Here is a 14,420-nt window from a genome sequence, read left to right as displayed (position 1 = left end):
GCTACCTCCTAAAATGCATTCTGATAATAAGCCAGTGCTACGTTGACAGCTCCTGTAACTGCACGTGATGTAATTGTTGCACCACTGATTGCATCGATCTGTTCACCGTCTCCACCATCTTTTGATACAACGAATTTCTCAGCTTTCTTGCCCTTGTACTGATTGTAGAACTTCGGCTCTTTTGCTTTCATACCAAGACCGGCTGTCTCGCTGATCGATAAGATAGAAATTCCGTTTACTGTACCATCAGAAGTAATACCTACTGTAATCTGGATATCTCCACCATAACCTTCCTTGTCTGTGGTTGTGATTACATATCCTTTGTCACCTGCTTTACAGACTTCATCGACAGTTGCTTTTGCACCGACTGATTTGATCGCTTTATCTGCAATCTTCGCATCTACGTCCTGTGCTTCAAAAGCATTCGCATCTACATCTGTAAATACCGCCTGCCATGCTTCTTTCTTAGCTTTTTCCTGCGCCTGTGCGATCGGGTTTTTGGTGATCTCATATACAAAGCCAAGACCTAATCCTGCGATTAATGTAATAATTGTAAGAATAAGTGCATTCTTAATAATTGGATTTTTCTTCATTATTTTTCTCCTCCTTTACCAAATGGTTTTGGAAGAGTAACTCTTTCAATCAGTGGGACTAAAAGGTTACTGATGATGATCGCATAAGATACCCCTTCTGCGGAACCACCGAACAGACGGAACAGTCCGGTCAGTACTCCAAGAAGGATACCATATACATACTGTCCTTTTTTCGTAATCGGAGATGTTACATAATCGGTTGCCATGAACCATGCTCCGAGCATCAGACCACCACCGCAAAGGTGTGCTGTGATGTACTGTGGATCAAAGAATCCTACATGTGCTTTTGTAAATGGTCCGAAAATTCCGACGAAAATAACAAAGGATACAATGTATGTTCCCGGAATACGCAAATCAATAATACCAAGCATAATAAGGAATACTGCTCCGATAATGATTGCGATCACAGATGTCTCACCGATTGTTCCCGGAATTGTTCCGATAAGCATCTTCATGGAATCAACAGAGCCACCGTCTTTTAAAGTAGCAAGCGGTGTCGGTCCGGATACTCCATCGTAAACAAACTTTGTCATCGGTCCTGCAAAAGAAATCAGCAGGAAACATCTTGCACCGAGCGCCGGGTTCATGAAGTTCTGTCCCAGTCCTCCGAATAACTGTTTTACAACGAGAATTGCAAATACACTACCAAGAGCGCCCATCCACCATGGTGCTGAAGCCGGCATGTTAAGGCCAAGCAACAGACCGGTAACAACTGCACTCCAGTCGTTGATGGTAATCTTCTTGTGCATCAGTTTCTCATATATGTACTCTGTAAGAACCGCTGATACGGTTGTGCTGATCAGTACGATCAGTGCTGGTATTCCAAAGTTATAAACTCCGAATGCCGAAGCCGGCAAAAGTGCAATAACAACCATAAGCATGATATTGCTGGAGGTAACTTTGTCACGAATATGTGGTGAAGATGACAGTTTATAATTGTTCTCACTCACGTTTGTTCACCTCTTCCTCTCTTCTCTTATTTTTTCTTCTTACGATTAGCAAGTGCAATTTTTCTCATAGAACCGATTGCCTGTTTCAACTGACGTTTTGCCGGACAGACGAAACTGCATGATCCACATTCCATACATTCCAGACCATTATGTTTTGTAAAGGTCTCTTCGTCATGATGCTCTGCATAATCTGCAAGTCGAGATGGAATCAGACGGCTTGGGCAGGCATCTACGCATCGTCCGCAGTTAATACATGCGGTTGGCTCGAATTTTGCTACTTCGTCTTTTGTAAATCCAAGAATGGATGATGATGTCTTTGTAACCGGAACATCTAGTGAAAACATTGCAAATCCCATCATCGGACCACCTGAAATCAATTTCTCCGGCTCTGTCTTGAATCCACCGGCAGCTTCTACCAGCTCAGCCTGGTTCATACCAAACGGAACACGGAAGTTACCTGGTTCATTCACTGCATCTCCGCTGACTGTTACGACACGTTCCATAGAAGGTTTTCCTTCTGCTACAGCCTGATAAATGCTTACAAGTGTTGCAACGTTGTCTACAACGCATCCTGCATCTGCCGGAAGCATAGCAGAGTTAATCGCACGACCTGTCGTCGCATAAATAAGCTGACGCTCACCACCCTGTGGGTATTTTGTCTTAAGCGCCAGAACTTCCAGACGTGGGTCACCTGCTGTGAGTTCTTTTAATTTTGCGATACAATCTGGTTTGTTATCCTCAACACCGAATATACCTTTCGCGTTATCGAAAAGTCTCAGAACGATCTTCATACCTTCTACCAGTTTCTCCGGTGTTTCGATCATTGTTCTGTAGTCTGCTGTGATATATGGTTCACATTCTGCACAGTTTGCAATAATGTAATCAATCTTGTCAGGTTCTTTTGGAGAAAGCTTAACTCTGGTCGGGAAACCTGCTCCTCCCATACCAACAACACCTGCGTTGCCAATTGCGTTAAGGATCTCTTCCTTTGTCATCTCATCAACTGGTTTTACCGCAGGATATTCTACTTCTTTATATTCACCATCATTTTCAATGACAATGCTGTTGACAGTACCTCCAGTCGGGTTCAAATGTGGAGCGATCGCCTTAACTGTTCCTGATACTGAAGCATAGATTGGTGCAGAAACAAATCCTCCGGCTTCTGCTATCATCTGTCCTTTTAAAACATGATCGCCAACTGCTACGATCGGATTGGCAGGCGCCCCGATGTGCTGGGAAACCGGATATACCAGATCTCCTGTGGGTTTAACATCAACGATTGCCTTGTCTTTTGCAAGACGCTTACCGTCATCCGGATGAATACCACCCTTAAAAGTTAACAATGCCATTCCCTTTTCCTTCCTTCCTTTTAATTTTCATATTAACTATACCCAAAAAGCACCAGACTTACCAGTGTGTCAAGTGATTTTTTTGTACATTTTAATGAACATCTTGTTCATTTTTTAACAGATGTTCAGACACACAAAAGATAGAGGTATGAAACCTCTATCTTTTCTCTTTCGCTTTTATATATACGCTTGAATTCTTACAGTACGATTACTCTTCAGAGCTTTCGTTCTGTGAAGCCTCTGACTCAGCCGGCTCTAAAGCTTTCATGCTCAGGCTGATCTTCTTGTCAGCTTCATTAAGATCAACAATCTTAGCTGTTACTGTCTGTCCTACAGACAGTACATCAGACGGTTTATCAACATGTGTTCTGGAAATCTGTGATACATGAAGAAGTGCATCTACTCCAGGAGCTAATTCAACAAATGCTCCGAAGTCTGTCATTCTTGCAACTTTTCCTTCGATTACAGTTCCTACTGCATACTTCTCAGCTGCATCTGCCCATGGATTAGTCTCCGGGAATTTTAAGCTGAGCGCGATCTTTGTATCGTGAATGTCTTTGATCAGGACTTTCAGTTCATCGCCAACTTTGAATACTTTCTTCGGATTCTCAACGCGTCCCCAAGACATCTCTGAGATGTGAAGGAGTCCGTCTACTCCGCCAAGGTCGATAAACGCTCCGAAGTCTGTAACATTCTTAACAGTTCCTTCTACAGTATCTCCAACCTGTAATTTAGCAAACAGTTCTTTCTGTTTTTCTGCTTTCTCTGCAACAAGAAGCTGTCTTCTGTCACCGATCACGCGGTTTCTTCTAGGATTAAACTCACTGATAACGAATTCAATCTCCTGATCCTGATATTTGCTCAGATCTTTCTCGTAGGTATCAGATACAAGACTTGCAGGGATAAAGACTCTTGCCTCATCAACAACTACGCTCAATCCACCGCCAAGGATCTGTGCAACCGGAGCTTTCAGAACTTCATGGTTCTCATAAGCTTCTTTCAGTCTCTCATTTCCTTTCTCGGCAGCCAGTCTCTTGTATGTCAACAGCACCTGACCTTCTCCGTCGTTTACTTTCAGTACTTTTACTGTCATTGGATCTCCAACAGATACGACTGTTGTCAGATCTACGTTAGGTTCGTTCGTATACTCATTTCTCATAATGATACCGTCTGCTTTGTAGCCGATATTCAAGATGATCTCATCCGGTTTTACATCAATGACTGTACCATCTACGACTTCTCCATTTCTGATTGTCTTAAATGATTCTTCCAACATTTGTTCAAAAGTTAATTCTGACATTATTTTGAACCTCCTCAATTATTTTCTTGGGCGTGGATGCCCCTGCTGTAATACCTACTGTTTCCACGGACCTTAATTGATTCATATCAAAATCGTCAAGTGTCTGTATATAGTACGTATCCGCACATGCATTACTGCATATCTCAAATAGTTTGCGGGTATTAGAGCTTCTCTTGTCTCCTATAACAATCATAGCGTCCACCCTCTTTGCAATGTCGCGAGCCTCTTCCTGGCGTTCTTTTGTTGCACTGCAAATCGTATTTAAAACAAGTATATCATACCTCTTTTTTTCAATAATTTCAACTATATCTTTGAATTTATTGTAATTAAATGTCGTCTGAGATACGACACACAGTTTTTGCTTTTTATTTTTTAATTGAAAACTTTTCGCTTCTTCTACAGTCTGGATGACTGTCACATCATTTCCACTCCATCCTTTAATGCCCTGCACTTCAGGATGTTCCGAATTTCCGATCACAACAATGTGTGCACCCTGTGCGCTCTGCTCTTGGACAATTTTATGGATTTTCTTGACAAATGGGCAGGTTGCATCCACACAGGTCAGTCCTTTTTCAGTCAACAAATCGTAGACTTCTTTTGCTACTCCGTGAGACCGGATGATTACGATTCCGCTGTCCAGATTCTCCAGCTCTTCTGCGCTTCCAATCACCTTCACGCCGTGTTTTTTCATATCTTTGATGACTTCTTCATTATGGATGATCGGTCCGTATGTGTAAATCGGACTGTCTGGGTGTGCTTCTATCTGTCTGTATACAGTATCCACTGCCCGCTTTACTCCGAAGCAAAATCCCGCTGTCTTCGCAAGTTCAACTTTCATATATGCCTCCTAATGGCAGAGCGCCGTAATTGCGGCAACTACTTCCGGGATTGTCATATCTGAGCTGTCTACGAGTGTCGCATCTTCTGCCTGTCTAAGCGGTGCGATCTCTCTCGTCATATCTCTTCTGTCGCGCTCTTCAATGTCTTTTTCAATCTCGGCGAGATCACAAGTTTCACCTTTTTCTGTCAGTTCATCAAAACGACGTTTTGCTCTTGTCTGTACACTTGCAGTTAAAAATACTTTCACATCTGCATCTGGTAATACACAGGTACCGATGTCACGTCCGTCCATGACAACATCTTTTGTTTTTGCAAGATCTCTCTGCAGTCCTAAAAGTGCTTCTCTGACTGCCGGGATTGCAGAGATCTTAGACGCCATATTTCCTACTGCTTCTTCTCTTAATTTCCCTGTGATATTCTCACCGTTTAAGTAGACCTGCTGTCCGCCTTCTTCATAGCCGATCGTTACTTTTACATTCTTGCAGTCTGCTGCGATCGTTTCTGTATCTTCCGGCGAAATATTCTTTTCCAGAAAATAAATTGCCATTCCACGGTACATCGCTCCTGTATCTACATAAATGTATCCTTTTTCTTTTGCCACCAGTTTCGCAATGGTGCTTTTTCCGGCTCCTGCCGGTCCGTCAATTGCGATATTATATCCCATTCTTCTGCCCTCTTTCTCTATCTGTTTTATTTAATTTTAATAATATATAGCTTGCTTTTCAAACTCACGTGCCTTCCCGTTACAATCTTTGTCTGTTTTCCAAAACAGCACGTAAGCATATACATATCCATTTATTTCTGCCATGCACAGGCTCTTGCAGCCGCACATGCAGTAGACCATGCAATCTGTAAATTAAATCCTCCGGTCACTGCATCCAGATCCAGTACTTCTCCTGCAAAATACAAGCCAGATACTGTCTTTACCTCCATCGTGCCCGGATCGATCTCTTTCACGCTGACACCACCTTTTGTGATGATTGCCTCATTATAGCCGCGCAGTCCGGTTAATGTCACTGGAATTTTTTTGATCAGGGAAACAAAATGCTGTCTTTCCTCTCTGGAAATTACATTGACCTTTTTCTCCGGATCGATTCCGCTAAGTTTGAGCATCACCGGAATGAGTTTCGCCGGAAACAGCTTGTGGATCGCATTCTTGAACTGTCGGTTATGGTTTTCTTCAAAATCACGTAGGACTCTCTGATCGAGCTGCTCTATAGACAATGCCGGTTTCAAGTCGATTTCCAATGTCAGTGGATGATCTTTTAGTTTCTTGCCAATTACACTGCTGGCACTTAACATAAGCGGACCGCTGACGCCGTAGTGCGTGAAAAGCATCTCTCCAAAGTCTTCATACAGCTTCTTCTTACCGTCTCTGATAACCGCATTTACATTTCGAAGAGACAGTCCCTGAAGCTCCGGCACCCAGTCTTCCTGAGTCTCCATCGGTACAAGCGACGGCAGACAGTCTGTCACTTCAAGTCCCAGTTCTTTTGCAAACCGGTAGCCGTCCCCGGTAGAACCTGTAGACGGATAAGAGATGCCTCCGGTTGCAACGACACACGCATCTCCGGACACTTTCTTTCCATCAGATAATACGACGCCTGTAAAATGCCCGTCCTTCGCTTCAATCTTCTTCACAGATGTATTCAGGCAGATCTTCACACCAAGTCTCTTCATCTCTTCTTCCAAAGTGCGGATCACATCGGAAGAATGATCAGATAACGGGAATACCCGTTCCCCTCGTTCAATCTTCGTCCGCATGCCAAGCTCTTCAAAGAAATCCATGACATCCTGGTTTGTAAATCCGTAAAAACTACTATACAGAAACTTCGCATTCGTTTTCACTGCCGGAAACAGATCTTCTACATCACAGGCATTTGTCAGATTGCAACGACCTTTTCCTGTGATAAATACCTTCTTGCCCAGTTTTTCATTTTTTTCAAACAGTGTAACCGCGCAACCTTCTCTTGCCGCCATAACTGCCGCCATCATGCCCGCAGCGCCACCGCCTGCGATTAATACTTTATTCATAAGTCTCTTCTCCATCTATCTGTGCTTTGGACGAAGACAGTTCTACTTTATCATCTACCATGTTTAGTTCATCTTTGCTGTATACCTGATACTCATCCCAGATCCGTTCCAGCGTCTCCAGTGTTGTGATGACTTCATCCTGCTTCTTCATACAAAGTGCTACCACAAGCGCATTTACCACGCTCAGAGGTGCTACAAGTGAATCTACGATAGACGCCATGTCACTTCGTGCGATCAGATTGCAGGAAGAATATAACGTCATCGGCGAATGGACGCTGTCTGTCAACGTGATTACTTTTGCCTTGCGGTTGCTTGCAAATTCCAGCGCTTTTAAAGTACGCATGGAATACCGCGGGAAGCTGATTCCGATGATCACATCGTCTTCATCGATCCGGATAAGCTGTTCAAAAATCTCACTTGAACTGTTTGTGTGCACAGCAACTACATTATCACAGATCAGGTTCAGATAAAACCCAAGAAAACTTGCAAGCGGTGCACAGCTTCTGATACCGATCACATAGATCTTCTTCGCATTCAGAATCGTCTCCACTGCAAGTTCAAATGATTCATGGTCAATGGACTGCATCGTCAGCTTGATCTTATCAATATCTGACTGTAATACAGATGTCAGTATCTCGCCCTGACTGATGCGTCCATATGTGACTTCCATTCTCTGGATGGAATTTAATTTGGTACGGACCATCTCGCCCAGCGCTTTCTGGAATCCCGGATAGCCGTCATATCCAAGCGCCATCGCAAATCTTACAACCGTAGACTCACTGACGCCGACTTCTTCCCCCATCTTCGCAGCAGTCAGGAATGCCGCTTTATCATAATCTTCTTTGATAAAATCCGCCAGTTTTTTCTGACCTTTGCTGAATTTTGAATAACCTTCATCTATCTTCTGAAGTAATTCATTTTTATTTCCCATATCGTTTTTGTCCTTTTCTTCTCAATTTACCGTATCCATTATATATAAATTTGAGAAAATATTCAAGGACTATAAACATTCCATCTGCCCGGTTATTTCCCTGTAAAATGCATCTTTGTCTTCCCCTGCCTTCAATTCTTTGAGAATAACTCCATCTTTCAGAAGCAGAATCCGCCCGCAACAGCTCGCCATCTTTGGATCATGCGTCACCATAAGAATCGTTTTTCCAAGTTCTTTCGAGATTTTTCCAAGCGCATTAATCACGATCTGCCCGGATTGGGAATCCAGATTTCCTGTCGGTTCATCTGCAAGAATCAGTTCCGGTTCATTCATGAGTGCACGGCAGATCGCCACTCTCTGACGCTCTCCGCCGGACAGCTCGTATGGATATTTCTTAAGCAGATGTGTAATCTCAAACTGCGTGGCATAGGCGGCAGCTCTTTTCCTCATTTCTTCCGGCTCGCTCTTTGCGATCATCATCGGAAGCATAATATTTTCTTCAACAGACAGACTGTTCATCAGGTAAAAATCCTGAAAAATAAATCCGATCTTCCGGTTGCGGATGTCTGCCCTCTTTTCTTCCGGCAGTTTTCCGGTATCTTCTCCTTCAAGCCAGACACTTCCGGACGTAGGACGGTGGATCAGACCGAGAGTCTTTAAGAGCGTCGTCTTTCCACAGCCGGATTTACCCATGACTCCGACGAATTCTCCTGCCTCCACGGAAAAATCCAGTCCCTTCAATACATGGATCTGCGTCCTTTCTTTTTTATCTTCACTGATAATGCTGTAATCACGCACCAGTTCTTTCACTTCCAGTATATGCATATCCACTCCTCCTACAGTTCCTGCATCTTGTCCACAATTCTGTGGTAAAACGCATCCTGGTCTTTTTCTCTTTTCAGTTCTTCCAGAATCTGTCCGTCTTTCAGCAAAATAATCCGGCTGCAATAGCTTGCCATTTTCGGATCATGCGTAACCATAAGGATTGTTTTCTTCATTTTCTCGTTAATCTCGGTCAGTGCATCAATAACGATCTGTCCTGACTGGGTATCGAGATTGCCTGTCGGTTCATCTGCAAGGATGAGTTCGGGATCATTAATGAGCGCGCGGCAGATTGCTACCCGCTGACGCTCCCCGCCGGACAGTTCATTCGGTTTCTTCTTTGTCAGATGCATCAGACCAAATTTCTCCATATAATAAGCTACTTTTTCCAGACAGTCCTTCACCGGCGCTTTATCAAGCACCATCGGAACCATGATATTATCTTCTACCGAAAGACTGTCAAGCAGATAAAAATCCTGAAATACAAATCCCATTTTTCTTCTGCGGATATCAGCAAGCTCGTCGCTCCACAGTTTTCTCGAATCCACGCCATTGAAATACAATGTACCATCGGTTGGTTTATCGATCAGACCAAGCACTTTCAGAAGCGTTGTCTTTCCACAGCCGGATTTTCCCATGATCCCGACAAATTCTTCTGTCTTCACAGCGAAATTCAGTCCTTTTAACACCTTGATCTCCCGGTCTTCCGGATTCTCTGCGTAGATCATCCGATAATTCCGTGTCAGATCTTCTACTTTTATGATTTCCTGATTATTCATCGTCTTTTTCCACCTTTCGAACCATAAACTTTCCAAGCAGCCACATAAACAGAAGTTCTACAAGAATATAGCCGCCCCAGAGCCATACTGCGTGAGTTATAAACTGTAGCTTAACTGCATTTGTATACATCCGCACATAGAATGTAATTCCGGTAAATACAGCTGTCACAAGCGCGGTAAACGCTCCCGGAAGCCAGAACATCAGATGTAATTCACCGAGAAGAATGCGGATTCTCTCTTTCTTTCTCATACCCATACAAGTGAAAAATTCGGCTCTTTTGTTCTTCTCATCCAGTTCAGAAAGCACTTTAATATAGACAAGGAACATGCTTATAAAAAGCATTGTTGCCGTGACAAACAGGTTCACGATCAGCTTCATCATGCGTTCCGTACGCAGGTCTTTTACACTTTCATCCTTTGCATAATAATTTGCGATTTCCGCATCGTAAGCCTGATCTTCTTTATGTTTTTCCTGGAATTTTTCCAGTTCTCTCTTGATTGCTTTGTGATCTTTCGCTTTACTGTTTATCAACACCAGTTTTGTCGGTCCCTGCTTCACAGTCAGCCCTTCAATCGCATCCGTTTTCTTTTTAATAAACGAACCATTCAGCACATTCGTTGTCTTCCAGAGATTCTGTGCTTTTGTGAAGAATGCATCCGAAAACACAACGAGATTTTCCAGTTTTCCATCGCGGAAACATCCGGTCAGGCTTCCAATCTCCTCGCCTGCGATTGTACGTTGCTGATATGTCGTCTCCTCGGAAAAATGCTCATATGGGGTATATCCTTCACATACAATGCCAACATGGATATTGGGTTTCTTCTTACTAAACGTCCAGTCTATCGGCTGTGCTTTCACAGAGCGGTCCTGCTGGTGCACAAGATAGACTTTCTCTCCCTTTGCATCCAGATGGAGAAAGTGTGGTTTATAATCCGGATCAATTGCTTTTTTCAGTGCATGATAAGTAGATTCTGAAATACCGATCTGTTGTCCCTGTATTCGTTTTTCATAATAGCCCTCATTCTTCTCCGTTTTATCCGAATTCGAGATTCTTACCATCGGATAAGTCGTAACCTTTGCTCCGTACTGTTTCTCCAGATTTTCAAATGTCTTCTGGTCTTCATCGTAAGAAATGCACATGAAATCATATGGGAACAGGCTTTCCGGTTGTTCTGCAACCGTTACAGATACTGACTGGAATGCAAAATAAAACATTCCGCAGATATGCAAAGCTGTAAGCGCTGCCAGATACCACGCAGTTGTCTTTGAACGGTGATAGCGGTCATTGCGTTTCAGAAGCGTACCCAGATACCCTTTTGATGCCTTGTCTTTTCGCAGCAACAATGTCCCGCCAAAGCGGTAGAGAAGAAACAGTCCGACAAACAATGCCAGCATCAGTGTAATCTTCTCGTAATTGTAAATCTTGCTGTAAGAAATAGCACTGTATCCGCAGATAGCAGCTCCGATCACAGTAATGATCTTCAAAAACCTCCGCGGCATCTTCTCTTTTGCAACATTACGTGTTGCCGCTGAGATCAGGTTAAAATCCGACACAATGTCTCTTGTCGCCATCAGTGAAACAAGATAGACAAGGAACAGAACAGCAAGTGATACCAGATACGTTGTTTTACTTGCATATGACAGATTGATCTGATCGCCCACCATGTTTCCGACAATTTTACGGAAAAGCAGAAGGACTCCATTTCCGACAATTACTCCGCCTATATAGGAAAATACAAATCCCAGTCCGATTTCCAGTCCGGCGATCGTCCAGAGCGCCTTTCTTCTAATTCCGAGTGTTACAAAGATACTATAGTTCTGAATCCATTTTCTGAGATAAAAGATCAGCACAAATACCATCAGGAAAAGGCAGCATGCCGCAAGCGGGATCATCGCATTGATCAGGATTCGTCCAAGTCCTTCGCCACCATACATAGACAGATCAGCCCGGTGGGAAGAAGACAGCATCTCATAAGCTCCCAGTCCGGAAAATGCCAGTGTTCCGACCATGATTCCGCAGAATAGGAAAAGCCGGTAATCTTTCCAGTCAGAGCGGAAATTCTTCCAGATCATATGATAGAAAAGTTTCGTGTATTTGCCCGGAAAATCCAGTCTTCTGTGCGCTTCTTCTTTCTTTTCCTGTTCCTGCACTTCATAATTTCTAGATCTTGCCAGTGCTTCATCATAGACATCGATCATCTTCTGCAGAGCAAGCTCAAGAAGACTCATTACTACCATAGGCACAAAAAACATAAATGCCATCACATTATCTGCAACTGTACCGTAAGCTGCATAATCACTCAGAAACATCTCTGTGATCGCAATACCGATCACAACCGGCTGGATATACCGGTATTTGTTTAAAATCAGCAGTATCAGATACAATACTGCCACGATCTGCATAATTACAAACAGGCCAACCTGAATCTTTATGGCTCCCATATTGCCGTCCCACACATCCCGGCAACTGTCTGTCAGTGCGGCAGCTCCTTTCTGCGACAATAATCGGAAAACACCATAAAAGGAATGATACCCATCCCGGAGCCGGTAAACCGGCCACATGGAATAGATCAGAAATATCGCGTATCCGATGACTCCGACACATATTTTTTCTTTTCTTCTGCTCTTTTTCTTCTGCATTTCTTTTTCCTCTCAATCCTAAGATTTTCTCTATTTCATGTCATATATGGATACACTGACAAGAAAACTGGTATCTGTAGTTATATATTGCAGATCACCTTCATGTTTTTCTACGATTTCCCGAACATTTTTCATACCGTATCCATGCAGTCCGTTTTCTTCTTTCTGCGACCGGAACTGTCCATTTTCCACTCTCACTGCTTCCTCTGCACTGTTCTCAATCTCCACGTAAAAAAGCCGGTTCCGTCTTATAAATTTCACATGGATCCATGGATTTTCCGAAGTCACTTTCTGCGTTGCCTCCAGTGCATTATCCAGAAGATTCCCAAATAGCGTAATGATCTCCCAGTCCGTAAACGGCAATTTTGTAAATACTTCCGTCTGGATCGTCATCTGTACACCGGAGTCTTTCGCATCCTGCATCTTCTGGTTCAGAATCATATCCAGCATCTGGTTTCCTGTCCACACCTGATAATTATGCACCAGTATCGCATCACTTAATTTTTCCAGATATTCGTGAATCCCATCCCAGTCTCTTTCCTGTTCATAACGCCTTAGCGCCAACAGATGATTCTTCATGTCATGGACAACCTGCAGGCTCTTTAACATTCCTTTGAACCGCTCTTCCAGCACATTTACCTTAAGTTCCAGTACTTCCTGTTCTTTCTGCTCCAGCTTTTTCTGGCTGGAAAGATTCATATACTCCAAACTTTCTGTCATCCTACATGCAAAATACTGGACACCTTTGACCACAAGCCACGTATTCAGGTAAATGAACATGGACATCGGAATATAAAACTGCTCATCTGCTCCCTGATAATCTGCATATTCAAGGAAGAACACCCACGTCATCGCGATAACCCAAAACAGTCCCTGATGATCTCGGTACGGAATCTGGTTCATATTCCGGTATAAAAGAAGCAGATCCACTACCTGCGCCACCAGAAAACTCATCAGATAAACAAGGACCAGGATTGCCATCTTCTGTTCATAAATCCCCAGATCTTTTCCCGGATAGTACGTCTTGTTAAACGCTTCTATGTAATCATTTCTTGTCAATGCTCGGAAAATATACCGATGCAGAGAACAATGCAGGCCGCTATACTTAAGCCACGGGAAGAAATAAAAAATCTGCATTAGTCCGCAGAATATGATATTTATCAGTTGGACACTTGTCCATTTTCTTTCTCTTCCCATTAGTTTTTTCTCCAGTACGCAGTTACTTTTTGTTTCACTTCCCAAATCAGTTCTCTTCCGGCTCCGATTACATCCCCATTATCTAATTGCATCGACTCTGCTGAAATACCCGCAATGTGTTCAATATTTACAAGACAACTTCGTCCGACCATGATAAATGCATCTGTTCCCAGTTGTTCCTGTATCTGAAATAAAGGCATCCGCTCCCTGTACACTTCTTTCTTCGTTCTGTACTCCGAGTATTTCTGCCCTTTTACCTTACTCACACAGATGATGTCTTTATAAAACAACTTCTTCTCATGATCTCCAACCCACAGGAAATCCTGTTCGCTCGTTTGCTTTTCCTTCGCAATCCCCCGGAGCACATCTCCGAGTCGCTCTTTCATATCCCGCTTCAGAATATACTGATAAGCCTCCAGTATATAACTGTCTGCCGCAAATTCTGCAAAAGACGTCAGAAATACGAGATATGTTTCTATGCCGTTTCCTTTTAACTCCGCTCCCAGTTCAATTCCATTCATTCCCGGAAGGTCAATGTCAGAGATTACAACGTCCGGATACGCTGTTTCTTTCTTCACTTCAAGTGCTTTAAGGAACCTCTCTGCGTCTTCGTATTTTTCTATATAAACTTCCGTCTCACCGGACAGTTCCTGTATGACAAGCTCGCCGATTCGCTCACGCGCCGGCTGTTCGTCTTCTATAATTGCTATTGTTAAATGCATATATTCCCGCATCTCCCTCTGTACACATATCCGAAGACTTTCGTCTTACTTTTATGCTTGTAGCAGGGCAGGCACTGAATGATTATTCTCTTTGTATGTGAAACCTATGTAGATGTACCATATTCACCTGCCGATATCACACATTATAGCACATCACAAAATTTTCTTATACATTTGGACATGAATCCAGGTATTTCAGGACATGAAAAAGTCCTGCCGGACAACTTTCATTGTCTGACAGGACTTCTGCATCGCATATAAA

At 43.2% G+C, this 14,420-nt stretch carries 13 protein-coding genes; all 13 read right to left on the bottom strand.

Annotation, left to right across the window (positions count from 1 at the left end; translation table 11 throughout):
• Positions 1–8: 8 nt before the first annotated feature.
• Positions 9–593: an RnfABCDGE type electron transport complex subunit G gene (locus H8S07_RS02110; protein ID WP_021861120.1), complete on the bottom strand. Its 585-nt coding sequence runs from the start codon at positions 591–593 to the stop codon at positions 9–11.
• Entirely contained in the window at positions 593–1,543 is a 951-nt protein-coding gene (locus H8S07_RS02105) for an RnfABCDGE type electron transport complex subunit D (RefSeq protein ID WP_021861121.1), read from the bottom strand. The genes H8S07_RS02110 and H8S07_RS02105 overlap by 1 nt, the downstream gene beginning before the upstream one ends.
• Before the next feature lie 26 nt (positions 1,544–1,569).
• Positions 1,570–2,892 carry an electron transport complex subunit RsxC gene (gene rsxC, locus H8S07_RS02100; RefSeq protein ID WP_118659718.1) on the bottom strand — a complete coding sequence of 441 codons (1,323 nt, stop codon included), beginning with the start codon at positions 2,890–2,892 and terminating at the stop codon, positions 1,570–1,572.
• A gap of 208 nt (positions 2,893–3,100) precedes the next feature.
• A complete protein-coding gene (gene rpsA / locus H8S07_RS02095) occupies positions 3,101–4,192 on the bottom strand; it encodes a 30S ribosomal protein S1 (protein WP_021861123.1) in 1,092 nt (363 codons plus the stop codon).
• Positions 4,173–5,030, bottom strand: coding sequence for a 4-hydroxy-3-methylbut-2-enyl diphosphate reductase (gene ispH / locus H8S07_RS02090; protein ID WP_118519323.1), 858 nt, complete (start codon positions 5,028–5,030; stop codon positions 4,173–4,175). The genes rpsA and ispH overlap by 20 nt, the downstream gene beginning before the upstream one ends.
• A gap of 9 nt (positions 5,031–5,039) precedes the next feature.
• The gene (gene cmk / locus H8S07_RS02085) at positions 5,040–5,696 is read right to left on the bottom strand and encodes a (d)CMP kinase (RefSeq protein ID WP_021861125.1); all 657 of its coding nucleotides are present in this window, start codon (positions 5,694–5,696) and stop codon (positions 5,040–5,042) included.
• A gap of 131 nt (positions 5,697–5,827) precedes the next feature.
• Complete coding sequence (locus H8S07_RS02080) at positions 5,828–7,066, bottom strand: BaiN/RdsA family NAD(P)/FAD-dependent oxidoreductase (protein WP_186855335.1); 1,239 nt, start codon at positions 7,064–7,066, stop codon at positions 5,828–5,830.
• On the bottom strand, positions 7,059–7,997 hold the full coding sequence (locus tag H8S07_RS02075; RefSeq protein ID WP_021861127.1) for a MurR/RpiR family transcriptional regulator: 939 nt from the start codon (positions 7,995–7,997) through the stop codon (positions 7,059–7,061). Before H8S07_RS02075 ends, H8S07_RS02080 begins: the two co-directional genes overlap by 8 nt.
• 69 nt (positions 7,998–8,066) lie before the next feature.
• Entirely contained in the window at positions 8,067–8,822 is a 756-nt protein-coding gene (locus tag H8S07_RS02070; RefSeq protein WP_117537232.1) for an ABC transporter ATP-binding protein, read from the bottom strand.
• Between the two features lie 11 nt (positions 8,823–8,833).
• The gene (locus H8S07_RS02065; protein WP_118287902.1) at positions 8,834–9,598 is read right to left on the bottom strand and encodes an ABC transporter ATP-binding protein; all 765 of its coding nucleotides are present in this window, start codon (positions 9,596–9,598) and stop codon (positions 8,834–8,836) included.
• A complete protein-coding gene (locus H8S07_RS02060; protein WP_186855334.1) occupies positions 9,591–12,239 on the bottom strand; it encodes a hypothetical protein in 2,649 nt (882 codons plus the stop codon). Before H8S07_RS02060 ends, H8S07_RS02065 begins: the two co-directional genes overlap by 8 nt.
• Before the next feature lie 30 nt (positions 12,240–12,269).
• Positions 12,270–13,436, bottom strand: coding sequence for a sensor histidine kinase (locus H8S07_RS02055; RefSeq protein WP_186855333.1), 1,167 nt, complete (start codon positions 13,434–13,436; stop codon positions 12,270–12,272).
• Positions 13,436–14,158, bottom strand: coding sequence for a LytR/AlgR family response regulator transcription factor (locus H8S07_RS02050; RefSeq protein ID WP_186855332.1), 723 nt, complete (start codon positions 14,156–14,158; stop codon positions 13,436–13,438). The genes H8S07_RS02055 and H8S07_RS02050 overlap by 1 nt, the downstream gene beginning before the upstream one ends.
• Between the last annotated feature and the right edge of the window lie 262 nt (positions 14,159–14,420).

It is taken from the genome of Dorea hominis (genome assembly GCF_014287705.1).
Taxonomy (GTDB): domain Bacteria; phylum Bacillota; class Clostridia; order Lachnospirales; family Lachnospiraceae; genus Dorea_D; species Dorea_D hominis.
Note: the sequence above shows the minus strand (reverse complement) of the source record. Positions and strands in the feature narration are given on the sequence as shown.